This is a genomic window from Phaeobacter porticola (genome assembly GCF_001888185.1).
GTDB lineage: Bacteria > Pseudomonadota > Alphaproteobacteria > Rhodobacterales > Rhodobacteraceae > Phaeobacter > Phaeobacter porticola.
On the sequence record NZ_CP016364.1, the window covers coordinates 3,336,758 to 3,360,225 of the forward strand.

The following is a 23,468-nucleotide window of genomic DNA, read 5'->3' on the forward strand; positions in this document are numbered from 1 at the left end:
GCATGTCTGTTGCAAAACAACGCCCCCGCTCTGATCTCAGAGCGGGGGCGTTGTTCTTAAATCATCAACTATGTCAGCGGGCCCGCCGGCAGGTGGCCAGCTGGGTCTGATACATTTCCGCGCGCGCCTGTACCCGTGCCGCCACCTTCAACAGCCAGGGCTTGGAGCGATAGGTGCCGCGGGCGTAACCGGTATGACCGTCATGATAGGCAAGATACTGATTCCGCGCATCATAAAGCGACACACCGTTCCGTTTGCGGGTCTGGCTCATGTACCAACCCATGAAATCGGTGGAATCTTTGATCCTGTTCCGCTTGGCTCCGCGACGGCCTGCGGATTTGCGATAGTCGTCCCAAGTGCCATCCAAGGCCTGACTATAGCCATAGGCGCTGGATTGCCGCCCCATAGGGATCACCCCAAGGGCAAAGCGGTGCGGGGTGCGCGCATCAGACCGAAATCGGCTCTCTTGGTGAATCACTGCCATCTGCACATGCATCGGTACACCCCAGCGTTTTTCCGTGGCGCGGAACGCCTTCAGATACTCGGGTCGCTGTTTGATAATACTACACGCATTATCGAGATTGCGCGGTGGCGATCCTCCGCCACCTCCGCAGGATGCCACGATCAGCAATAGGATCATGGCGCCTATGATTTTGCTCATTGCCTCTGCCTCTTGTAAATCACTGGGCGCATTTTGGCGGCAGTGTATCCAATCGCAGGCGGTGTGAAAATCACTATTCCGTGGCACCGCCTACGAAAGCTGAAAGCGCGTCCGAATAGCGCCTCAGAGGTCGAAGGTAGCAAACACCGGTGCGTGGTCACTGGGTTTTTCCCAGCCCCGCGCCGCACGCATTATCTGGCTGGAATGCGCCGCCTGTTTGATATCCTCAGTCGCCCAGACGTGGTCCAACCGTCTACCTTTGTCCGCCGCGTTCCAATCTTTGGCGCGATAACTCCACCAACTATAAAGCCGCCCGTCAGGGATGTCGTTTCGGGTGACATCTGACCAGCCCCCGGCATCCATCACATCGGCGAAATGCGCAACCTCGATCGGGGTGTGACTGACAACCTTCAACAGCTTTTTATGGTCCCAGACATCATCCTCGCGCGGGGCAATATTCAGATCCCCGACAAGGATCGCCTTCTCCGGCTTATCGCTGCGAAACCAGTCACGCATATCGGTGAGATAGTCGAGTTTCTGACCAAATTTTTCATTCACCTCGCGGTCAGGCACGTCACCGCCAGCCGGCACATAGAAATTATGGATGGTGACGCCATTTTCCAGTCGCCCAGCGACGTGGCGCGCGTGGCCCAGGTTCGCGAAATCCTTATCGCCGATGTCTTCGATTGGCAGGCGCGATAGGATAGCAACACCGTTGTAGCCCTTTTGTCCGCGGGCAATCATATGCGTGTAGCCAAGTTCGGCGAACTGCTCCATCGGGATCTTGTCCACCGGGCTTTTGCATTCCTGAAGACAGAGCACATCTGGCCCTTCTTCTGCCAACAACTTGCAGACTATCGGCTCGCGCAAGCGGACAGAATTGATATTCCAGGTGGCAAGGGTAAACGACATCGCGCGTCTCTTTCTGAGTTGTTGATTCAGATGATCCGATCCCGGAGCGGACCAAAGCATCGGGGAAAACCCCCAGTTGGTGCGATAGTGCCTCCTCTTCCAAGGTGATACCAGTGTTCAAATCACGATGAAATCAGACAGCATTTGGTGGTCGAGACCGACCAGGTAAAAAAAGGCCGGGCACATGGCCCGGCAGTCCAACAGGGAGGAGCATGTCGTAACCCGGACATGCACGGGAACTCTCATCGACGCCAGCGCACCTGTCTCAAAGATCATATTCGCTGGGAGACAGGGCGATTCTGTGGCGCAGGGATGTCAGATTGCCAGTTTGTAGCCACCCGATTCAGTGACCAAGATTCGCGCGTTCGAGGGATCTGGTTCAATTTTCTGGCGGAGGCGATAAATATGCGTCTCCAGCGTGTGTGTCGTGACCCCAGCATTGTACCCCCAGACCTCATGCAGCAGCACGTCGCGCTGTACCACGCCTTCGTTGGAGCGGTAGAGGAATTTCAGGATATTGGTTTCCTTTTCCGTCAGCCGGATCTTGCGCTCATCCTCAGTCAGCAACAGCTTCATTGCAGGCTTGAACGTGTAAGGGCCAAGGGCAAAAACCGCGTCTTCGGATTGTTCATGCTGGCGTAGCTGGGCACGAATCCGGGCCAGAAGTACGGGGAATTTGAATGGCTTGGTGACATAATCATTCGCACCTGCATCCAGCCCCAGAATGGTATCCGCATCGCTATCGTGGCCTGTCAGCATCAGGATCGGCGCCTTGACCCCCTGCTTGCGCATCAGTCGGCACAGCTCGCGCCCATCGGTGTCCGGCAGCCCTACATCCAGAATGACCAGATCATACAGCGCTTCTTTGGCACGCTCCATTGCGTTCTGGCCGTTTTCGGCTTCGAATACATCGAAGTCTTCTGTCATAACCAACTGTTCGCTCAGGGCTTCGCGCAGGTCTTCGTCGTCATCGACGAGCAGAATTTTTTTCAGTTGGGCCATTACCTTGTCCTCCTGTGTTGCTCCTAACAGATGCGCAGTCAGGAACCGGATCACAAGATTTGCTGCACTGCTTTCACGCCGACGTGTCCCTGGGGAGGGATTTGTTTCACTTTCCGCAGAATTATGACTACTTAGAAAACGGCGGGGCCGCATTGTGGCATCGCCTTCTCAAAATCACCCGACAGGATCCCCGCATGAGCCTGATGCCCACGATGATCGACCTACTGGCCCGCGCGCGCGTAGATTTGCGGATGGGCCTGCCTGTGGTGCTCACGGCACCGGATTCGGCAGTGTTGGCGTTGGCTGTAGAACCGCTCGACAGTGCCCGCCTCAACAGCGTTCGCGCGCTTGGCCCCGTCTCCCTGACAGTAACGGCACGGCGTGCGGAAACGCTCAAAGCACGGATCTATGACGATGATATTGCTCGGATTGAACTCCCCTCTGATGCTCAATTAGATTGGGTTCAGGCCATCGCGGACCCATCAGATGATCTAAAAACACCGATGAAAGGGCCATTGCGCAGCCATCGCGATGGCGACGTGGCACTGCACCGGCTGGCCATCGCATTGGTGAAATCCGCGAGATTACTACCGGCTGCCGTTATTTGCCCGGTCGCGCATCCGGCGCAGTTTGCCAAAAGCCATGGTCTGACGGTGCTGCCGCTGGCTGCGGCAAATCCGCTTTTGATGGAAAGTTCGCCCCTGCATCCTGTCGCAGCTGCACGTCTGCCGATGGACGCAGCAGAGGCCGGTCGACTACATATTTACCGCCCAGAGGATGGTGCAGAAGAACATTATGCAATTGAGATCGGCAAACCTGACCGTAACGCGCCAGTGCTCGCCCGCCTCCACTCTGCCTGCTTTACCGGCGACGTCCTTGGATCTCTGAAATGCGATTGCGGCCCTCAGTTGCGCGCGGCCTTAGCCCAGATGGGGACTGAGGGCAGCGGTGTACTGCTCTACCTGAACCAAGAAGGTCGTGGCATTGGCCTGGCCAATAAGATGCGCGCCTATTCGCTTCAGGATCAGGGCTTCGACACTGTTGAGGCCAATCACCGCTTGGGATTTGAGGATGATGAACGCGACTTTCGACTTGGCTCTGCTATTCTCAAACAGCTTGGGTTTTCCTCGGTTCGGCTGCTGACAAACAACCCGAACAAGATCTCAATGATGGAGAAAACGGGCATCTCAGTGGCGGAACGGGTCCCCCTGAGAGTTGGTGAAACCGACTTTAACCGTGGGTACCTCGCAACCAAGGCGGCCAAATCTGGTCATCTGTTTTGAGCCAGACGATTCTGCATGACCTAACACCGGCTGATCTGTTGCTGACACCACGGGGTTTGCGCTTTGCGGGTCGGATCCTGCCCTGCTCCATCGGTCGTGGCGGCCTGAGTGCGACCAAAACCGAAGGTGATGGTCGCACACCTATCGGTCTGCACCGTATTGTGGGAATGCTCTATCGCCCCGACCGGTTGCCGCGCCCCAGCTCCTGGGCAGAGGTTATCGGCCCTCGCGATCTGTGGTCCGACGACCAGAACGCGCCAGAGTATAATCATCATGTGCGCGCACCATATGCAGCAAGCCATGAAAAGCTGCACCGCGCAGATCCGCTCTATGATCTGATCTTGGTCACGGATTGGAACTGGCCGAACGCGCAATCCGGGCGAGGTTCTGCTATTTTCCTGCACCAATGGCGACGCCCCGGCTACCCGACCGAAGGCTGTATCGCCCTTTCCCGACAAGATCTGACTTGGCTGGCGCAGCGCATCTCTCCCGGCACTCGTCTCGTCGTGCCACCATTGTCGCGCTAACGCCGTCGTATATTGCTAGATTTCGTACGCGCGCGCGCCAAAAATCGCTGACCCAACACGAACATGAGTCGCGCCAAGCGCAACCGCCGTTTCAAAATCTCCGCTCATCCCCATGGAGAGGCCAGTCAAACCGTTGCGCGCAGCGATCTTGGCGAGCAAGGCAAAATGCAGGCTCGGCTCTTCCCCGGCGGGCGGAATACACATCAACCCTTCGATCACCAGATCCATGCTTTGACACTCGTGGATAAAGACATCCGCCTCACGCGGGGGAATACCCGCTTTTTGCGGCTCTTCTCCGGTGTTGACCTGAATGAACAGCTTGGGGCAATGCCCCAGCTCTTGCGCCAAACGCGCGATTGAATTGGCCAGCTTAGGCCGGTCCAGGGTGTGGATGCTCTGAAACAGTTCCATCGCTTGACGCGCTTTATTGGATTGCAACGGGCCGATCAGGTGCAGATCCAGATCAGAATAACGCATCGCGAAGTCCGGCCACTTTCCAGCGGCTTCCTGTACGCGATTCTCGCCAAAACAACGGTGACCCTCTTGAAGGACGGCCTCAACCCTTTCGTTGGGCTGAACTTTGGATACCGCGATCAACTTGGCTGATCCCTTGGGACGGCTGGCGTTTTCTTCAGCAGTATGGATGCGGGATTGAATGTCTTGAAGCGACATGAGGAGTCTCACTGTGGTCATCTGTTGCCGCAGACAAACACGGTTTCTGCCCAAAAGAAAAGGGCGAGCTCGTAAGAGCCCGCCCCAAGAACCGTAGTGGTCAGGTCAGCTTAGAAGCTGAACTGGGCACCGAAATCGGCACGCATAACGCCATCGTTATTGCCCACTTTGCTTTCGCCGATACCACCGCGCAGGGAGACACCGCCGCCCAGGTCGTGAATCACGCCCAGACCAATGTTGCGGGTGTCGCCGTCACCGGAACCGTCGCCGTAAGCGAAGTTGATGGTGGTTGCGGAGCTTACGTCGTAAGCAGCGGAGATACCGTAGAAGGTGTCGGACTGGCCAACGTTACCGGCGATGGATTCGTCACCAACGATCAGAGTACCGTTGAATGCACCCCAGGTGCCGCCCAGTGTCAGGACAGTGATGTCGCTATCGTCTGCTGCACCGTTGTCGGTCTCACCATATGCGAGAGCGGCAGTGATGTTGCCAAAGGTGTAAGCAGCGTGGATGTCGAAACGGTCGGAGTCAGTACCAGGTGCGCCTTGATCATAAGCCGCTGCAACAGCGAAGTCACCAACAGCGTAACGAGCGTATACGCCGTTTACGCCTGCGCCACCGGAGGAGTAACCGATGAAGTCATAGTTAGCACCGGAGTACTGGCCCATGAATGTTTCCAGGCCCGGCTCGTTGCCGTAGTAGTTGGGCAGGTTGTCGATTGCACCAGCAACGTTGCCTACGTCAACGCGCAGACCGCCGTACTCAACGGAGAAACGCGCGCCGTTCAGGCCAGCTGCGTTTGCTTCACCTGTATCAGCATTTTCATCAGCCTGCATACGAACGCGAGCGGAGAATTTCACGCCTGCGTCGGTTTCAGCGGATGCGTCGATGTTCAGACGGAAGCGGCTAACGATGATGGTGTCAGGTGCATCTACAGTCGGGTTGCTGGAGTTCAGCGCACGATCTTCCATGTAGCCGATACCAAAGCGGCCGTAGCCACCGAACGATACGTCTGCTGCTGCAACACCAGCGGTGGCGACCAGCGCAGTCGAAGCGAAGAGAATCTTTTTCATGTTTTTCCCTCGGGTTTAAATGTCCAAGCTCAAACAGGCGCTGAGTGGCACAAGTCTGAGTACGCCCTCCGTTTCGCTCTTTTTGGGGTGGTTGCGCAAGCGTGGGCACGGACCGCAAAACCTTTCGGCCTGAAGTTGATGCAACCATGTCACAGTATGTTAACCTGAGCGCCATCAACGGCTTCGCACAGAGAGAGTCTATTAAAGAATAGGCTTGTTGCCGCCCTATCGCTTGGCTAGGACTAGTCCGCAACCGGAATAGCAACGGATCTTGCCCATTATGCGCTGGCTCACGAATCTTGGACTTATCTCGCTTCTGGCGGTCACTGCCAGCTGTGGCGCATTTGGCGGTAAAAACCGCGGTGGCCCGTCGACCTATAACGAGAGCGTCATTGGCGGCAATCCGCGAGACCCAGAGAACTTTGAAGGCACGACAATCTGGGATGCCTTCAAACCGACGAAGGCGGAGCAGATCGTCCAGGTAAACCGTTACCTTTGGACGGCGACATTGGATGTGCTGGATTTCCTGCCTTTGCAGACCGTTGAACCCTACACAGGCGTCATCGTAACAGGGTATGGCACGCCGCCAGGCGGTGGTCGCGCATATCGCGCCACGGTTCATATCAAAGATCCTGCACTGGACGCCCGGTCGCTGAATATCTCGCTGCAGACAAACAGCGGCCCGGTCAGCGCCAGCACAGCCCGCGCGATTGAGGATGCGATTCTCTCACGGGCGCGGCAGCTTCGGATTGCTGATCGCAGGCTCTGACGCGACGCATCCCCTCATTCTGCCCTCTGGAACAGGCGGGCAAACATCACTATCACAAGCGCCAGGCCCCAAACCTGGCGTTTTTATCTACGAAGGACTGCTCTGATGCCCCGTTATGTTGCCCCGGAAATCGAAGCGCGTTGGCAGGACGCTTGGGAAAAGGCCGGGATCTTTCAGGCAAAGCGCACCGCCGACAAACCCAAGTACTATGTGCTGGAGATGTTCCCCTATCCATCGGGCAAGCTGCATATTGGCCATGTTCGCAACTACACGATGGGCGACGTAATCGCGCGCTACAAGCTGTCGACCGGCCATAACGTGCTGCACCCTATGGGGTTTGATGCCTTTGGTATGCCCGCTGAAAACGCCGCGATGGCGAGCGGCGGTCACCCCAAGGATTGGACCTACGCCAATATCGACACAATGGTTGAGCAGATGAAACCGCTGGGGCTGTCACTGGACTGGTCACGCATGTTCGCCACCTGTGACGAATCCTATTATGGTCAACAACAGGCGCTGTTCCTCGACTTCCTTGAAAAGGGCCTAGTCTACCGCAAGAACGCGGTGGTGAACTGGGACCCGGTTGATATGACCGTGCTTGCAAATGAGCAGGTCGAAGGTGGCCGTGGCTGGCGGTCCGGTGCGCTCGTTGAGCGCCGCGAGCTGACCCAGTGGTTTTTCAAGATCTCCGATTATTCGGATGAGTTGCTGACTGCGCTGGATGCATTGGAAAACTGGCCCACCAAGGTGCGCCTGATGCAGGAAAACTGGATCGGCAAATCCCGCGGCCTGCAGTTCGGCTTTGCCCGTACCGATGGTGGTGACCCGATTGAGGTCTACACGACCCGTCCCGACACGCTGAACGGTGCGTCCTTCGTCGGTATTTCCCCCGATCACCCGATTGCCAAGGCCTTGGAAGCCGAATCGGCAGAGGTTGCAGCGTTTGTTGCCGAGTGCCGCAAAGGCGGTACAACAGAAGAGGCCATCGAGACCGCCGAGAAGCTGGGCTATGACACAGGCCTGCGCGTCAAACATCCGCTGAACCCGGATTGGGAACTGCCCGTCTGGATCGCCAACTTCATTCTGATGGACTATGGCACCGGCGCGATCTTTGCCTGCCCGGCCCATGACCAGCGCGATTATGAGTTTGCCAGCAAGTACGACCTGCCGATCATCCCGGTGTTCGAGGATCCTGCAAGCAGTACACCACTGACCGAAGCCTACGTCCCGACCAAGGCGGAGAAAGTCCGCTATGTTAGAGGCTTTGCCGGCTCGGATGAGCAGACCGGCGAAGAGGCCGTCAACACGGCAGTAGACAAGGCCGAGGCCGAGGGCTGGGGCGAAGGTGTCACAAAATTCCGTCTGCGCGACTGGGGTCTGTCCCGACAGCGCTATTGGGGTTGCCCGATTCCGGTGGTGCATTGCCCGGACTGCGGCGTGGTGCCCGAGAAAAAAGAGAATCTGCCAATCGCGCTGCCCTACGACGAGGATGGCAAGGCGATCGACTTCTCCGTTCCCGGCAATCCACTGGACCGTCACCCCAGCTGGCGTAACTGCGCCTGCCCCGCCTGCGGCAAGCCTGCACAGCGCGAAACCGATACCATGGACACATTCGTCGATTCGTCGTGGTATTTCGCCCGTTTCACCGCGCCAGACGCCGATACACCGACCCGTATGGAAGACGCAGAATACTGGATGAACGTCGATCAGTATATCGGCGGCGTCGAGCATGCGATTCTGCACCTGCTCTATTCGCGCTTCTTTGCCCGCGCGATGCAGATCTGCGGCCACCTGCCGGAGAAGGCCATTGAGCCCTTTGATGCGCTGTTCACCCAGGGCATGGTGACTCATGCCATCTATGAGAACGCGGCGCGGCGCACCGAAAATGGCCGCCCGATCTATCACTACCCCAATGAGGTGGAAGAGCGTGACGGCGGCGTCTACGTCAAAGCGACTGGCGAAAGCGTAAAAGTCATCCCGTCAGCCAAGATGTCGAAGTCGAAAAACAACGTCGTCGATCCGCTGCATATCATCTCTTCCTATGGTGCCGACACCGCGCGCTGGTTTGTATTGTCTGATTCTCCGCCGGAACGGGATGTGGAATGGACCGCGTCAGGGGCAGAAGCCGCGCATAAGCACCTGAACCGTGTCTGGAATCTCTGCGATAAGATCGGCGAGATGGCACCGGATACGACCGGTCAGGGCGACGACGAGCTTTTGCGGGAAATGCACAAGGCCATTCGCGATGTCACGCTCAGCATCGAGACCTTTGGTTTCAATGCCGCGATTGCCAAGCTCTACGGCTTTACCAACACGCTGGCCAAATCGAAGGCGGGTAAGGCAGCCCAGAAACAGGCAATCAAAACACTGGCGCAGCTGATGTCGCCAATGACACCACACTTGGCCGAAGACATTTGGAACCATCAAGGCGGCGAAGGCCTCTGTGCGACAGCCCCCTGGCCGGTGGCGGACGACTCGATGCTGGTTGAAGACAGCGTCACCTTGCCGATCCAGATCAACGGCAAACGCCGGGGCGAAATCACTGTAGCCAAGGATCTCGACAAGGCAGAGGTTGAAAAAATTGCTCTCGCGCAGGAAGCTGTGCAAAAGGCGCTGGATGGCGCTGCCCCCAAAAAGGTGATCGTTGTGCCGGGTCGAATTGTGAATGTTGTGGCTTAATCGCGGATATATGGCTGCAACGGCCGCTGCCCTGTTGGTGGCGGCCTGCGGCTTTACTCCCGTCTATGCGCCGGGAGGCACGGGCTCTGCCCTATATGGTGCTGTGACCGTGCAGGCCCCAGAGACCTTAGGCGCCAATGAGGACAGCGACGCCTATTTTCTGGTCCAAAACCTGGAAACCCGTCTGGGGCGCAGTGCAGCAGGCGACTATGGGCTAGATCTAAAGCTGCGCACCCGTAGCGAAGGGCAGGCGATCACCGCCGACAATGAAATCACCCGCTATTCCATCGTAGGCGAAGCTGCCTATGTGCTGACTAGAAAATCAGATGGCGCTATTGTTGCCAGTGGCGACGTCGAGAATTTTACCGGCTACTCGGCCACTGGCACAACAGTTGAAACGCTTGCGGGGGAACGTGACGCACACCGGCGGTTAATGGTGATTCTTGCAGATCAGATCACCACTGAATTGTTGAGTACAGCCAATCTGACTGCAGGCCAGGCAACAGCTGTACAAACTGTGCCAGTCTCCGAATGAAACTGAGCCCACGCGAGGCTGACGGCTATTTCGCCAAACCGCAACCCGACAAAACCGGGCTGCTGATTTATGGCCCCGATGCCATGCGGGTTGCACTGAAACGCCAACAGATGTTGGCGGCCCTGCTTGGTCCTGCGGCCGAAGAAGAAATGCGTCTCACACGGATGCCGGCTGGCGATCTGCGCAAGGATCCCGCGCAGCTGATGGATGCGGTCAAAGCCGTGGGATTTTTCCCCGGGATTCGCGCCGTCTTTGTCGAAGATGCCAATGACACCGCCACGCCAGCTATCGTCGCAGCGCTGGAAGCCTGGCAGCCCGGCGATGCACAGATTGTGGTGACTGCCGGTCAGCTGAAGGCGACATCCAAACTGCGCAAGGCTTTTGAAGGCCATCGCAACGCCTTTGCCACCGGGATCTATGATGATCCCCCCTCCCGTGGCGAGATTGAGCGTATCCTTGGCGATGCACAGATTCGCGACGTCCCCGGTGACAGCATGTCAGCCCTGGTCGATATCGCTAATGACATCGGCCCCGGTGATTTCTCCCGCATGGTAGAGAAACTGGCGCTATACAAATACGGGGACAATGCGGCGCTGACGCTTGAGGATATTCAGGCCATCGCCCCGCAATCAACCGAGGCGGCGGTCGATGACATGCTCAATATCGTGGCCGAGGGGCGCGGCGCGGAAATCGGCCCGTTGATGGGGCGTTTGCAGGCGCAGGGTACCAATGCAGTGACACTCTGTATTGGGGCAACTCGCCATTTTAGAACGCTTTATACCATTGCTTCCGATCCCGGCGGTCCGGCGCAGGGTATTGGGCGGCTGCGACCGCCCGCCTATGGCAAGCGTCGCGACAAGCTGTTGCGTCAGGCCCAAAGCTGGGGCGCTTTCAAACTGGAAACCGCTCTGACATTGCTGACCGACACCGATCTGCAATTGCGCTCTGCCGGGCAGACGGCCCCTGCACTGGCATTGATGGAACGGGCATTGATCCAGCTGGCCCGCCTCAGCCGGGTCGGCTGAGGCAATCGCCCCCTGCCTATGAACGCCGCGTTCCTATCACGGCTGCTTGAGCATGGCTTGACCCCACGGCCTTAACCCGGTTCGGTTCCCGGCAGAAACAGCTGGGAGATTTTACAATGTACACTGTTATCGGCAAGCAACTGACCCGCAGCTTTCGCGTGCTCTGGGCGCTAGAAGAACTGGGCCAACCCTATGAGTTAAATCCCGCTTCTCCACAAAGCAAAGAGGTTCTCGCTCTCAATGCATCTGGCAAAGTTCCCGTTTTTAAGGACGATGACCATGTGATCACCGATTCAACCGCGATCATCACCTATCTCGCAGACAAGCACGGCAAGCTAACCGCGCCCGCTGGGACAATCGCACGGGCCAAGCAGGATGCAATGACCCACCTATTGCTGGATGAATTGGACGCATTGTTGTGGACCGGTGCCCGCCATAGCTTCATTCTGCCCGAAGAAAAACGTGTCCCAGATGTGAAAGACAGCCTGAAATGGGAGTTTTCCCGAAATCTCGCACGGCTTGACCAACTGATGGCTGGTCCGTTTCTGATGGGAGAGGAATTCACCATCTCCGATATCATCTGCACGCACTGTCTGAATTGGGCCTATAGCGCCAAGTTCCCGATCGAAAGCGAGACGATACTGGACTACGGAAAACGCATGCGTGCGCGCCCGGCATTTCAGGCTGTTGCCGCGTCGATAAAATAGTCGCCAGCAAGATAATCGACCGCTGATCGCCCCGCCCAGCGCCCCGTCGCAAGGCAGGCAGTCAGCAGATATCCCCCTGTCGGCGCTTCCCAATCCAGCATCTCCCCGGCACAAAAAACGCCGGGGAGGTTGCGAAGCATCAATCCCGCATCCAAAGCCGTGACGCAAACACCGCCGGCTGTCGATATGGCCTCATCCATGGGACGCAACCCATCGTGACGAATGGGTATCGATTTCAATCTCACAGCCAACGCGCCTGGGTCCGCAGGCAATGGCCGACAAAACTCCTGCAATATGCCAACATCTGCAGGGGTCAGTTTGAGCGTCTTGCGCAGATGGGTCGACAGACTCGCCTTGCCACGTGGGCGCTGTAGCCGTTTGCTCACCTGTTCGACGCTCAGGTCAGGTAGCAGGTCCAGGAACAGATCCGCCCCGTCGCGGACCGCCGCGCAGACCATATAGATGCCGCCGCCTTCCAGGCCATGGCCAGAGATCACCGCTTCACCGCGCGTCACAACATCGCCCGCCCTGAGCGCGATGCCCTTTAGAGGTGTGCCCAGATGTGTAGCCATATGATCAGACCAAGAGAGACTGATCCCCGCATTTGCGGGTTTGAACGGTGCTAGTTCTACCGCTTGACCCGATAGCGCCTCGGCCCAGGCCCCATCCGAACCCAGACGCGCCCAGCTCGCGCCACCCATCGCCAGAATTGTGACCTGGGCCTTGATCTGTTGCGGGCCGTTCGGTGTCTGAAACAACAGCGCGTCACCAGCCCAGCCCTGCCAGCGCCAACGCGTACGACGCTCCACGCCATAGCCATCCAAGCGCGCCAACCACGCCCGCAGCAAGGGGGATGCCTTCATCTCAACCGGGAAGATCCGCCCGGTTGAACCGATGAAAAGCGTCGTCCCAAGATCCTTGGCCCAATCCTGCACCGCAACCGCATCGCAATCCGCAAGCATTGGCGACAGCCAATCCGCCGTGCTGCCGTAGTGCCTGACTAGAGCCTCGAGCGATTCATCTTTTGTCAGGTTGAGACCGGATTTCCCTGCCATCAGAAATTTACGCGCGACAGAGGGTTTGGCATCGACGATCAAAACCTTGACCCCGGCAGCGCCCAACTCTTCTGCCGCACGCAGGCCAGCAGGTCCCGCTCCAACCACAACGGCATCCCAGGTTTCAACCGCTTGCTCTGCCAAACTACTGATCCTCTTGCTCGCTATGCTGGTGGTAGGCTCGCTTGCCCTACGCAAGTTCTGGTGCATCTATGAATTGTCAGACCAGCCATACCCAGAGACCGCGCCAATGTCACCGCCCACAACACACGATCCGATCTGCCCGCTTTGCACACGTCCGATTCCACCCAAGGTGCCGCAAAGCCTGCACCACCTGATTCCCAAACTGAAGGGAGGCAAGGGCGGACCGACGGTTTTGTTGCACCACATCTGTCACAAAGAAATCCATGCGACGCTGAGCGAGGCCGAGCTGGCGCGCATCTACAACACCGTCGATATGCTGCGCCAACACCCACGGCTTGCAAAGTTCACCACCTGGGTGCAAAAACGCCCGCCCGCCTTCCAGTCTCGTGTGTCGGGCGGGCGGCGCAAACGCTAGTGTATTGGCGTCCTCAGGTCCGGACGCAATCCGCCAGTATCGCCTGCGCCACCTCGCACTCCGCCGCCAATGCATCCGACATCAGATCACGGGCACTACGCATTAGATCCTCAGCTTGAACGATGCGGTCGATCAGCCCAAACATCAGGGCCTCATCAGCGGTGATCTTTTGTCCGGCTGCGAGGATCAATTTCGTGCGAGAGGGGCCGATCAGGGCTAGCATCCGTCGCGCATCTGAAGGCTGAGGGCGATAGCCCAGCTTCATCACCGGATAGAACACTTTTACGGTGGGCACCGCAATGCGCAGATCACAGGCCAGCGCCATACCATTTGCGCCTCCTGCCAATGTCCCATTCAGCGCTGCAACAGTCAGGCAAGGCAGCGCAGCGACTGCCGCTGATAGCTGCTCCCACAGGGGAGAGGTAGCAAGGCCCGCACGGGCGGCATTCAGATCGGCACCGGCACTAAAGACGCGGCCGACACCGGTGATGATCAGTCCCCGCGCCAATTGCGCACGGGTGGCAATATCAAGAAGCTGTTCCAGCATTTCAGAGGTCAGCGCATTGGCCTTATCCGGACGATTGAGCGTCACGGTCCACAGGCCATCATCACCGATATCAAGATCAATCATATCAAGCCAACCCGCTTGCGAATGCTCTCGTCCCGCAAGGAGATCTCGGAACCAAGGAATTCGTCAGCATCCGAGCTGCACATCCACATAAGCGCCCGCGCCGGCCATTCTGCCGGAATGTGATCGGACCATTCCAACTTACTGACCGGATTGATACCGCTTGCCTTGATCACCCGCTGCATTTCTGTGGCGACGGTGCCCGGCGACAACCCCATCACGCGGATGCCATATGCACCCTCTTCGTGGTGCAGGCTGCGGGTCAACATTGCCGCTGCAGCCTTGGAGGCGCAATAGGCGCTCCAGCCTTCAACCGGGCCATGCGCCGCACCGGAGCTGACAGTCAGCACCGTACCGCCGCCTGCGGACTTCAGGATCGGCAGTACCGCCCGCATCCCGTTGAACACGCCTTTCACGTTAATATCAATGAGCCGACCCCAGTCTGCGGGGTCAGCGACTTCCATCCGCGCAATTGGATCTACAACACCCGCGTTGTTGATCAGCACATCCACGCCACCATGCCTCTCGCTGGCTTTGGTGATTGCAGCTGCGACTGCAGCGTAGTCGGACACGTCGCATGCGCATGTAAGCACGTTTCCGCCGATCTCTTTCGCGAGGGCCTCGAGGCTGTCTCCACTCCTTGCCAGCAAGGCCAAATTAGCCCCAGCGGCTGCAAACACCCGCGCGGCATCCGCACCGATACCCCGGCTTGCACCGGTTATCACAACTGTCTTGCCCTTGATATCCATGGCTTAAATCTCCAAGTCCCTGTTTTGAAATGTGGTAGACTGGTTAGGGGGAACGGTCCAGAGCTATGCCCCCTTGACCACGACCCCACACCAGCCAACCATGGCGCAAAATATAGACCACGAAAGGTATACTTATGTCCGTTTTCCTCGCCCGCAGCAGCGGTGTTGCGATTGTCATGGCGTTTTCTGCCCAGGCTGCCCTGGCTGATGTAACGGCAAAAGATGTCTGGTCGGACTGGAAGTCCTACATGACGGCAACAGGTTACGCCGTGAGCGGGACCGAAACAATGTCAGGTGATACGCTGACCATTTCGGATATTTCGATGGCGATGCCCGAAATGGAAGAAGACACCAAAGGCACATTCACCCTGCCGGACATCAAATTTGTCGAAAACGGTGATGGCACGGTCAACATTATGCTGCCCGCTGAGATGCCAATGGTGTTCGAGATGGACGGACCTGACGGCGTGGTCAGTGGTACGATCCTCTACACCCACGACGGCAGCCCAATGCTGGTCTCCGGCGATGCGGATGAGATGACCTACGACTATGCCAGTAGTCTGATGAACATCTCGCTGACCAATCTGGACGTCCCCAAAGAGGACATCCCCGCCGATACGTTCGAACTGAGCATGGCGCTGACCAATGTGGTCACTAAAACCATCATGACCAAGACGGACGTTCGCACCTACAACCAGACCGTGACCAGCGAAACGCTGGGTTTTGATGCGACGTTCAAAGAACCCGAAGGGGACGGCAATGGCTCCTTCAAGGGAGCCATGCAGGGCGTGAGCTTTGCAGGTACTACGACTGTTCCTGATGGACTGGAGAGTCCGGATATGGCCGCATTGTTGCGGGGCGGCTTCACGGCAGAGGGGACCTTTGATTTTGCCAGCGGCAACAGTGCAATTGCAGGTCAGGACGGCGCCGACACATTCGCCTTGGACAGCAAGACCGAAGGCGGCACCATTGCCTTTGACATGGGTGTCGATGGTCTGACCTATGATGTCAAACAGAACCGGACCGAAACCAATATCACCAGCTCGGACCTCCCATTCCCGCTGGCGCTGTCGATGGCCGAGGCCGGATTCAAACTGACCATGCCAGTGTCGAAATCCGACGAAGAGCAGGACTTTGCCCTAGGCGTTCTGCTGCGTGACTTTGACGTGCCCGAGATGCTCTGGGGTATGGTGGATCCGGCTGGCACCCTGCCACATGATCCAGCCACCATCGCGGTCGATCTGGCAGGCAAGGCAAAACTGGCCTTTGACTTCTTCGATCCCAAAGCCATGGCCGAGGTCGAGGCTGGCGAGCAGGCACCGGGTGAGCTGAACGCGTTGACTGTCAAGGCACTGGAAGTTTCGGTAGCTGGCGCCGCGCTGACCGGAACCGGTGACTTCACTTTCAACAACAATGACTTGGAGAGCTTTGACGGGATGCCCGCCCCTGCGGGTGAAGCAAACCTGAAGCTGGTTGGTGCCAACAGCCTGTTGGACAAGCTGATCAGCATGGGTCTGGTCTCTGACAGCGATGCCATGGGCGCGCGAATGATGATGGGCATGTTGGCGGTTCCAGGCGACGGTGACGACACACTGACATCCAAGATCGAAGTGACTGAGGATGGTCAAATCAAGGCCAACGGTCAGCGCATCAAGTAAGAGCAACCTGTGCATAATCATATGATCGGGGCCGCAAATTGCGGCCCCTTTTTTCATCTGCGCCCTTGCAGCAGCAGGCTGCTCTGTCTAGCTCTAGATGCAGATCAACCCACGTAGGTGCACATGACACGAACCCCTGACGGCCTTTGCCACGCCCTGATTGATGCCGCCCGCAAAGCAGGCGCCGAAGCAGCTGATGCCATGGTGGCAGAAGGCAGCTCTCTCTCTATCGAGGTCCGGCAGGGCGCATTGGAACATGCAGAGCGATCTGAAGGTATCGATCTGGGCTTACGCGTGTTTGTAGGACAACGTCAGGCGTGTGTCTCGGCATCGGATTTACGGCCCGAAACGTTACAAGCAATGGCCGAACGCGCTGTGGCCATGGCGCGCGAAGCACCGGAAGACCCCTATGCCGGCCTTGCCGATCCATCGCAACTCGCATGTGACTGGAATCTCTCCGCGCTGGAGTTGTTTGATTCCAGTGATGAACCCGCGCCTGCCGTCCTACAGGCCGATGCGTTGGCGGCGGAGACTGCGGGCCTGGCCGTATCCGGTGTCAATCAAGTGCAATCAGCAGCGGCAGGCTACGGTAGTCACAAAGTGCATATGGCGGCTACCAACGGGTTCTCGGGCGGCTATCAGCGCAGCAGCAGATCCATTTCGTGCACCGCGATTGCCGGCAGTGGCACCGGAATGGAGCGCGACTACGACGGCGATTCCCGCACATTCCAATCTGACCTGCGCAGCGCCGACGAAATTGGCCAACAGGCTGGTATGCGTGCAATCGAACGGCTGGGAGCACGCAAACCCGAAACCGGCAGCTACCCTGTGCTGTTTGATGAACGGGTCTCCTCGTCGCTGATTGGCCATCTGCTGGCTGCGGTAAACGGCAGCAGCATCGCGCGCGGTTCATCCTGGTTGAAGGACGCTATGGGCGAACAAATCCTGCCTGATCATCTCAGCGTGGTCGAAGACCCCTTCCGCCCCCGCATTGCTGGATCACGCCCGTTTGACGGCGAAGGCCTGCCAACGCAACAACGCGCAATCATCAGCGAAGGCGTACTGACGGGTTGGACACTCGACCTGGCCTCAGCCCGAAAGCTAAACATGCAAAGCACCGGCAACGCCGCGCGCGGTGTCGGCTCGGTGCCATCGCCGTCACAGTGGAACATCGCCCTTACGCAGGGAACCGACAGCCGCGCAGATCTGATCTCAGGTATGGGGACTGGTCTCTTGGTGACGTCGATGATCGGCTCCACCATCAACCCGAATACCGGCGACTATTCGCGTGGTGCAGCTGGGTTCTGGGTGGAAAACGGCGAAATCGTTTACCCGGTCAACGAGTGCACCATTGCTGGTAACCTGCGCGACATGCTGCGCAGCATCATCCCCGCCAATGATGCCCGTACACATCTGTCCCGTGTGGTGCCCTCGCTGCTGGTCGAAGGGATGACTCTTGCCGGAAACTGACCTCTCCCTGCTGATCCGCGCGGCTGAGCAGGCAGGTGATATCGCCTGCCGCTATTCCGGCCCAACGGCGCAGAAGTGGGAGAAACCCGACGGTGCAGGCCCGGTGACAGAGGCTGATCTTGCCGTGAATGCGATGCTTGCCGACCTCCTGCCGCAGGCCCGGCCTGACTATGGCTGGCTGTCCGAGGAAAGCGAAGACAGTCAGACACGGCTGGAGCGGGACAAGGTCTTTATCATCGACCCGATTGATGGCACCCGCAGCTTTACTGAAGGATCACGCACATGGGCACATTCTCTGGCCGTTGCCGAGCAGGGCCGTGTCACCGCCGCGGTCATCTACCTTCCCCAGCGTGAGCTGATGTACTGCGCGACCGCTGGTCGAGGCGCGACCTGTAATGGCACCCCTGTCGCGATCTCCGGCCAGATAGATCTGGCACTGGCACAGGTTCTGGCAGCCAAACCGATGCTAGCCCCAAAGCACTGGCAAGGCGGCGTGGTACCCAAGTTTCAGTGCAGCCATCGCCCGTCTCTGGCCTATCGTATGGCACGGGTCGCAGACGCCAGCTTTGATGCGATGCTCACCCTGCGCCCCAGCTGGGAATGGGATATTGCGGCCGGCGATCTGATCATACGCGAGGCTGGCGGGCGATGCAGTGATCGTTTTGGCGCTGACTTGCTGTTCAACAATCCGCATCCTACCTTGAACGGTGTCGTGGCTGCACCGTCACTGCTGCACGATCAACTGATTGCCGCGCTCGACCCCAAGAGCCCAGGCCTCCGCCCGCTCTGACATCAGCGTCGCCGCAGGAAAACCAGTCATGTCCAAGCCCGTCGTTACATTCGAACGCAGCCTGCGCTGGCCCAAACGGCCAGAGGGCGAAGTTATATGGATGCACGCCTCCTCAACCGAGCGGTACATGGCGCTTTGTGATGTCGGGAACCGGTTAAAATCGCAACGGCCTGATCTGTCGGTGCTGGTGACCTGGGATCGCAGTATCATCAATCGCCCCTCGGTCGACGGCTGCGATCTGGGTGCAGGTCCTGCACCAGATGACACTTCTGCTGATGTGCGTATTTTCCTGGATCACTGGCAGCCGGATCTTTGTATTTGGTCAGGAGGCGATTTACGTCGGACGTTAATGCGCCAGTTGAGCGAGCGGCAGGTCGACACACTGCTGGTCGATATCGACGCCAGCGAACTGCCTGACCGCGCCAGCCGATGGTTGCCTGACCAGAGACGCCGCCTGCTCGACCGCTTTGCCGACATCATGACCCCCTCTGACGCGGCAAAATCACAACTGCTAAGGCTGGGTGTATCCCCGGAACGAATCCAACGGACGGACCCTTTGAGAGTGTCGAGTACGCCCCCAGGCTGTAACAACGATGAGCTGGCTCATATGCAAACAACGTTGGGCAGCCGCCCGATCTGGTTTGCCTCACAAACCGGTCTCAAGGATCTACCAACAATCCTGGCAGCTCATCGCAGCGTTCTGCCCCTCCTTCATCGACTGTTGCTGGTGATCGCGATCCACGATGAACAGGATCTTGGCGCCGCCCGTGACACCATCCTGGCAAGCGGGCTACAACTCGCGGATTGGGACAGTGGCGAAGAGCCGGATGAATACACGCAGGTATTGCTCAGCTCGGCGGAGGACAGCGGCTTGTGGTATCGTTTGTCGCCACTGTGTCTGCTCTCTGGTAGCCTCAATCCACGCTCACCCAGTCAGAACCCACTGGACGCAGCCGCACTTGGTTCAGCCATCCTGCATGGTCCGGGGCTTGGTCCCCATGCCGCACTTTTCCAGCGTCTGACCGAAGCAGGGGCCGCGCAACAGGTTGACGGGGCCGATGACCTGGCCCAAGGCGTTCTAAGCCTGTCTGCCCCAGACCGCGCTGCCGAAATGGCGCTGGCCGGATGGCAAATTGTAACCGAAGGGGCCGGCATGACCGACCACTTGCTGGAGCGCGTTCAGGATCTGCTGGACAAGCGAGAGGACAGATATGAAAGCCCCTGATTTCTGGCACAAACCTGCCAGAGACTTTGATCTTCGCAAAACCCTGCTTGCACCATTGGGCTGGATTTACGCGCGTGCCACCGCCAAACGGCTGGCCGACACGCACCCGCTGCGCATTGATGTACCCGTGATCTGCGTCGGCAACATTAACGCTGGCGGCACCGGAAAAACACCTACCGTCATCTGGTTTCTGGAACGCCTGCGCGACATGGGGCACGAGCCCCATGTGGTGACACGTGGCTATGGTGGATCCCTAAAAGGGCCGGTGCAAGTGAACCCTGGTCAGCATCGCGCCAGCCAGGTGGGCGACGAGCCCTTATTACTGGCGGCCTTTGGCGAAGTATGGAAGGCTGATGATCGCGCGGCGGGCGCAATGGCGGCTGCCGCAGCCGGGGCCACGGTGATTGTGCTGGACGACGGATTTCAAAACCCGGCAGTGCACAAGGATATGTCCGTCGTTGTGGTCGATGCCGCGCATGGATTTGGCAACGGCAGATGCCTCCCTGCTGGCCCTTTGCGTGAACCAGTGGCCGTGGGCCTTAGACGTGCGGATGTAGTCTTGTCACTGGGCCAGACAGATGCACAGATAGAATTTAACGCTCGTTGGTCAGGGGCCTTGACGACCCGACCTCATTTCACCGGTGCCTTAACGCCCTTACAAACAGGGATGCCTTGGGGCGGTACGCCAGTGCTGGCCTTTGCCGGTATTGGCCATCCGCAGAAATTCTTTGATACCTTGCGCAGCCTTGGGGCAGATCTGCGCCGCTGTGAGGCGCTGGATGATCACCAGCCGCTGTCAGCCGCGCTAATGACCAGGCTTGAGACCGAGGCCAAGTTGATCGGCGCACAGTTGGTAACCACGGAAAAGGACGCCGTCCGCCTGCCCGACAGTTTTCGCAGCAAGGTGATCACCCTTCCAGTCCGACTGCAAATCGACAGCGATGAAACGCTGCTGACAAAGCTATGCGAGATTGCACCCCCGCCACCGTGATACGACCAGCGTCCGGCCAGCATCAGACATAACAAAGAACCCGCCCAGATCCGGGCGGGTTCTTTCATCTCATAGTTCGAATGAACCCAGCGGGTTTACCCCTCCAGCTCCGCGTCAATCAACGTTTTGAACGCGTCATAAGACTGGTTTTCAACCTTCTGCCCATTCAAGATAAACGACGGCGTGGATTCGATACCGTGCTCTGTTGCATTTTCCTGGTACCAGCTGACCAAGGTCTGCGCCTTGGCACCATCTTGCAGGCAAGCCTCCAACTGCTCTTCTTCCAAACCCGCCAGGCGGCCAATCTTGCGCAGTGCATCAACAATCTCTGTCGCGCCACCGGCGCGGGCCCAGTCGGATTGTCCCTTGTAAATCAGGTCGCTGATGCCAAAGAATTTCTCAGGCCCACCGCAGCGTGCGATCATCGACGCCCATAGCCCATAGCGGTCAAAATAGACTTCGCGGTAAATGAATTTCACCTTACCGGTGTCGATGTAGTCCTTCTTTAGCTGCTTATAGGTGCCCGAATGGAAATTCGCGCAATGCGGGCAGGTAAAGGAGGCATATTCGATCATCGTAACCGGGGCATCCTCGGCACCCTGCACCATTTCAACGATGGTGGATGTGTCCACCTCAGTGTCTTGTGCATGGGCGGCGCTGATCAGCGGATTGCTGGGCATGGACGTGCCGCCCTGCAATGCGGCATAGCCATAGACACCCGCCGCAACAGCGACGCTGGCAAAGATACCGGACATAAAACGGGTCATTCGTACCCCTTTCTGAGAGTTTTCTGTTTTGTGAGAACATTGCGCCCAAGCCTCTCAAGGGCTGCGCGCAAGTCATCGCTTTCGACCCCGGTGGCAACCTTGGCTGCCGCCGCAACATCCTGAGGATCTGGCGCCTGCGGCACCGTCACCTTCGGGGCATATTTGAATGAGACCTGCCCCTCGGCAAAGCCGGTGGGGGCAGTCTGGGTAATGCGCACTTTGGAGATGGCATTATATCCGTAGACGGCATTTACCTTGGCACGCAGGGGTTCCTTTTGCATTTCCAGTATAGGCGCATTGGCCCCTGTGGTCAGCAGCGTCAGCGTGGCGCCAAATCCGCCGCGCCCGTAGTGAACATTGACGGGACGGGCAATAGCAGAGATATCGGGGCCGGCGATCTCTTCCCAATGGGTCAGCAGACGCGACACAGCAAATCCGCGGCTCTCACCGGCCTTGCGAATCTGATCGTTCAAGAGTTGCGATGTTCGTTTGAACCCGCGTGATTTCATCCGTTGCACTGCCATGTCCATGGTTTTGCTAGACTGCTCGCCCTATTGTAAAGGGCTGCTATGCAAGAACCAGCGAAACCCGGCCACAAGGGATAAAGAATGCGTGACCATGACAGTGATACCCAACCTCTGAGCCAGACTCTGCTGGAATGGTATGACCAACACGCCCGCAGCCTGCCGTGGCGGGTCAGCCCAGCAGACCGTGCTGCTGGCATCTGGCCCGATCCCTACCGCATTTGGTTAAGCGAGGTGATGTTACAGCAAACCACCGTCGCAGCGGTGAAGGATTACTTTCACCGCTTTACCACCCGTTGGCCAACCGTTGCGGATCTGGCAACAGCGCCCGATGCGGATGTGATGGGCGAATGGGCAGGTCTTGGCTATTATGCGCGGGCCCGCAACTTGTTGAAATGCGCCCGCGTTGTTGCATCGGATCATTGTGGTGTTTTTCCTGACACTTACGACGGGTTGATCGCGCTGCCCGGCATAGGCCCCTATACTGCCGCGGCTATCTCGGCCATTGCATTCGACCGGCAGGAAACGGTCCTGGACGGGAATGTTGAACGAGTCATGGCGCGCCTCTATGATATCCACACACCGCTGCCCGCCGCCAAATCAGAGTTGAAGACAAAGGCCGCAGCGCTAACGTCTGCGGCACGCCCTGGTGATCACGCACAGGCAGTGATGGATCTAGGCGCAACGATCTGTACACCGCGCAACCCTGCCTGCGGAATCTGCCCCTGGCGTAGCCCCTGCGCTGCGCGTCTTGCCGGAACGGCGGCGGAACTGCCCAAGAAAACGCCGAAGAAACCAAAACCAACACGGCTGGGTTATATCTATCTGGCCCGTAGTAAAGATGGGAACTGGTTACTGGAACAACGCCCCGACAAAGGGCTTCTGGGCGGCATGCTGGGCTGGCCCGGCAGCGACTGGAACGACGCGCCACAGCCCGCCCCCCCATTTGAGGCCGAGTGGCAAGACCTCGGCGCCGAGGTTCGACACACCTTTACGCATTTTCACCTGATCCTTCAGGTCATGCTGGCAGAACTGCCTGACGATTACATACCCAATGCTTCACAACTGGTTATGCCACGCCATGATTTCAAACCCAGTGATCTGCCGACGGTCATGCGCAAAGCGTTTGAGCTGTGGAAAGGGCGCTGATCCCTTCTCTTTTGCCGGGAGCACGGGCATAGTTCCAAGGAACCGCGCCTGCGATCAT

At 58.1% G+C, this 23,468-nt stretch carries 24 protein-coding genes; 14 read left to right on the forward strand and 10 right to left on the reverse strand.

Features of this window, described 5'->3' with window-relative positions; genetic code table 11:
- Nucleotides 1-73: 73 nt before the first annotated feature.
- The 3 genes from PhaeoP97_RS15970 to PhaeoP97_RS15980 form a co-directional block, all read right to left on the reverse strand.
- On the reverse strand, nt 74-661 hold the full coding sequence (locus tag PhaeoP97_RS15970; protein WP_072505907.1) for a transglycosylase SLT domain-containing protein: 588 nt from the start codon (nt 659-661) through the stop codon (nt 74-76).
- A gap of 123 nt (nt 662-784) precedes the next feature.
- Complete coding sequence (locus PhaeoP97_RS15975; RefSeq protein WP_072505908.1) at nt 785-1,573, reverse strand: exodeoxyribonuclease III; 789 nt, start codon at nt 1,571-1,573, stop codon at nt 785-787.
- A gap of 315 nt (nt 1,574-1,888) precedes the next feature.
- Entirely contained in the window at nt 1,889-2,575 is a 687-nt protein-coding gene (locus PhaeoP97_RS15980; RefSeq protein ID WP_024098715.1) for a response regulator transcription factor, read from the reverse strand.
- A gap of 194 nt (nt 2,576-2,769) precedes the next feature.
- Between PhaeoP97_RS15980 and ribA the strand changes: the two genes are divergently transcribed.
- On the forward strand, nt 2,770-3,858 hold the full coding sequence (gene ribA, locus PhaeoP97_RS15985) for a GTP cyclohydrolase II (protein WP_072505909.1): 1,089 nt from the start codon (nt 2,770-2,772) through the stop codon (nt 3,856-3,858).
- Nucleotides 3,859-3,893: 35 nt separating this feature from the next.
- Entirely contained in the window at nt 3,894-4,385 is a 492-nt protein-coding gene (locus PhaeoP97_RS15990; RefSeq protein ID WP_072506531.1) for a L,D-transpeptidase family protein, read from the forward strand.
- 15 nt (nt 4,386-4,400) lie between these two features.
- On the opposite strand, the gene PhaeoP97_RS15995 is transcribed toward PhaeoP97_RS15990, so the two are convergent.
- Nucleotides 4,401-5,057 (reverse strand): YggS family pyridoxal phosphate-dependent enzyme, encoded by a 657-nt coding sequence (locus PhaeoP97_RS15995; protein WP_072505910.1) that lies wholly within the window; start codon nt 5,055-5,057, stop codon nt 4,401-4,403.
- A 110-nt stretch (nt 5,058-5,167) separates the two neighbouring features.
- Nucleotides 5,168-6,130 (reverse strand): porin, encoded by a 963-nt coding sequence (locus tag PhaeoP97_RS16000; protein WP_072505911.1) that lies wholly within the window; start codon nt 6,128-6,130, stop codon nt 5,168-5,170.
- A gap of 280 nt (nt 6,131-6,410) precedes the next feature.
- Between PhaeoP97_RS16000 and PhaeoP97_RS16005 the strand changes: the two genes are divergently transcribed.
- From PhaeoP97_RS16005 to PhaeoP97_RS16025, 5 genes are all read left to right on the forward strand, one after another.
- The gene (locus PhaeoP97_RS16005) at nt 6,411-6,899 is read left to right on the forward strand and encodes a DUF3576 domain-containing protein (protein WP_072505912.1); all 489 of its coding nucleotides are present in this window, start codon (nt 6,411-6,413) and stop codon (nt 6,897-6,899) included.
- A gap of 105 nt (nt 6,900-7,004) precedes the next feature.
- Entirely contained in the window at nt 7,005-9,578 is a 2,574-nt protein-coding gene (leuS, locus tag PhaeoP97_RS16010) for a leucine--tRNA ligase (protein ID WP_072505913.1), read from the forward strand.
- Nucleotides 9,565-10,113, forward strand: coding sequence for an LPS assembly lipoprotein LptE (gene lptE / locus PhaeoP97_RS16015; RefSeq protein WP_072505914.1), 549 nt, complete (start codon nt 9,565-9,567; stop codon nt 10,111-10,113). Before leuS ends, lptE begins: the two co-directional genes overlap by 14 nt.
- Entirely contained in the window at nt 10,110-11,138 is a 1,029-nt protein-coding gene (gene holA / locus PhaeoP97_RS16020; protein WP_072505915.1) for a DNA polymerase III subunit delta, read from the forward strand. The genes lptE and holA overlap by 4 nt, the downstream gene beginning before the upstream one ends.
- Before the next feature lie 116 nt (nt 11,139-11,254).
- Nucleotides 11,255-11,845 carry a glutathione S-transferase family protein gene (locus PhaeoP97_RS16025; protein WP_072505916.1) on the forward strand — a complete coding sequence of 197 codons (591 nt, stop codon included), beginning with the start codon at nt 11,255-11,257 and terminating at the stop codon, nt 11,843-11,845.
- On the opposite strand, the gene PhaeoP97_RS16030 is transcribed toward PhaeoP97_RS16025, so the two are convergent.
- On the reverse strand, nt 11,818-13,044 hold the full coding sequence (locus PhaeoP97_RS16030) for a TIGR03862 family flavoprotein (RefSeq protein WP_072505917.1): 1,227 nt from the start codon (nt 13,042-13,044) through the stop codon (nt 11,818-11,820). The two genes, PhaeoP97_RS16025 and PhaeoP97_RS16030, sit on opposite strands and share 28 nt — an antisense overlap.
- A gap of 106 nt (nt 13,045-13,150) precedes the next feature.
- On the opposite strand from PhaeoP97_RS16030, the gene PhaeoP97_RS16035 reads away from it, so the two are divergent.
- Nucleotides 13,151-13,459, forward strand: a complete 309-nt coding sequence (locus tag PhaeoP97_RS16035; RefSeq protein WP_072506532.1) for an HNH endonuclease family protein — start codon at nt 13,151-13,153, stop codon at nt 13,457-13,459.
- A 13-nt stretch (nt 13,460-13,472) separates the two neighbouring features.
- Here the strand turns inward: PhaeoP97_RS16035 and PhaeoP97_RS16040 are convergent, their stop codons facing one another.
- Together PhaeoP97_RS16040 and PhaeoP97_RS16045 are read right to left on the reverse strand one after the other, a co-directional pair.
- Nucleotides 13,473-14,090 carry an enoyl-CoA hydratase/isomerase family protein gene (locus PhaeoP97_RS16040; protein WP_072505918.1) on the reverse strand — a complete coding sequence of 206 codons (618 nt, stop codon included), beginning with the start codon at nt 14,088-14,090 and terminating at the stop codon, nt 13,473-13,475.
- On the reverse strand, nt 14,087-14,836 hold the full coding sequence (locus tag PhaeoP97_RS16045; protein WP_072505919.1) for an SDR family oxidoreductase: 750 nt from the start codon (nt 14,834-14,836) through the stop codon (nt 14,087-14,089). Before PhaeoP97_RS16045 ends, PhaeoP97_RS16040 begins: the two co-directional genes overlap by 4 nt.
- Nucleotides 14,837-14,970: 134 nt before the next feature.
- Between PhaeoP97_RS16045 and PhaeoP97_RS16050 the strand changes: the two genes are divergently transcribed.
- The 5 genes from PhaeoP97_RS16050 to lpxK all read left to right on the forward strand — a co-directional run bounded on the left by PhaeoP97_RS16050 (nt 14,971) and on the right by lpxK (nt 20,970).
- Entirely contained in the window at nt 14,971-16,494 is a 1,524-nt protein-coding gene (locus tag PhaeoP97_RS16050; protein WP_072505920.1) for a DUF2125 domain-containing protein, read from the forward strand.
- 123 nt (nt 16,495-16,617) lie between these two features.
- Nucleotides 16,618-17,964, forward strand: coding sequence for a TldD/PmbA family protein (locus PhaeoP97_RS16055; RefSeq protein WP_072505921.1), 1,347 nt, complete (start codon nt 16,618-16,620; stop codon nt 17,962-17,964).
- Entirely contained in the window at nt 17,951-18,754 is an 804-nt protein-coding gene (locus PhaeoP97_RS16060; protein WP_072505922.1) for an inositol monophosphatase family protein, read from the forward strand. The genes PhaeoP97_RS16055 and PhaeoP97_RS16060 overlap by 14 nt, the downstream gene beginning before the upstream one ends.
- A 28-nt stretch (nt 18,755-18,782) precedes the next feature.
- The gene (locus tag PhaeoP97_RS16065; protein WP_072505923.1) at nt 18,783-19,979 is read left to right on the forward strand and encodes a 3-deoxy-D-manno-octulosonic acid transferase; all 1,197 of its coding nucleotides are present in this window, start codon (nt 18,783-18,785) and stop codon (nt 19,977-19,979) included.
- Nucleotides 19,966-20,970, forward strand: a complete 1,005-nt coding sequence (lpxK, locus tag PhaeoP97_RS16070; protein ID WP_072505924.1) for a tetraacyldisaccharide 4'-kinase — start codon at nt 19,966-19,968, stop codon at nt 20,968-20,970. The genes PhaeoP97_RS16065 and lpxK overlap by 14 nt, the downstream gene beginning before the upstream one ends.
- Before the next feature lie 95 nt (nt 20,971-21,065).
- Here lpxK and PhaeoP97_RS16075 read toward each other — a convergent pair whose 3' ends face one another.
- Both PhaeoP97_RS16075 and PhaeoP97_RS16080 read right to left on the reverse strand, forming a co-directional pair.
- Nucleotides 21,066-21,737 (reverse strand): DsbA family protein, encoded by a 672-nt coding sequence (locus tag PhaeoP97_RS16075; RefSeq protein ID WP_072505925.1) that lies wholly within the window; start codon nt 21,735-21,737, stop codon nt 21,066-21,068.
- Nucleotides 21,734-22,261 carry a DUF721 domain-containing protein gene (locus PhaeoP97_RS16080; protein ID WP_072506533.1) on the reverse strand — a complete coding sequence of 176 codons (528 nt, stop codon included), beginning with the start codon at nt 22,259-22,261 and terminating at the stop codon, nt 21,734-21,736. Before PhaeoP97_RS16080 ends, PhaeoP97_RS16075 begins: the two co-directional genes overlap by 4 nt.
- 84 nt (nt 22,262-22,345) lie before the next feature.
- Between PhaeoP97_RS16080 and mutY the strand changes: the two genes are divergently transcribed.
- Nucleotides 22,346-23,410: an A/G-specific adenine glycosylase gene (mutY, locus tag PhaeoP97_RS16085; protein WP_072505926.1), complete on the forward strand. Its 1,065-nt coding sequence runs from the start codon at nt 22,346-22,348 to the stop codon at nt 23,408-23,410.
- The last annotated feature ends 58 nt before the right edge of the window (nt 23,411-23,468 follow it).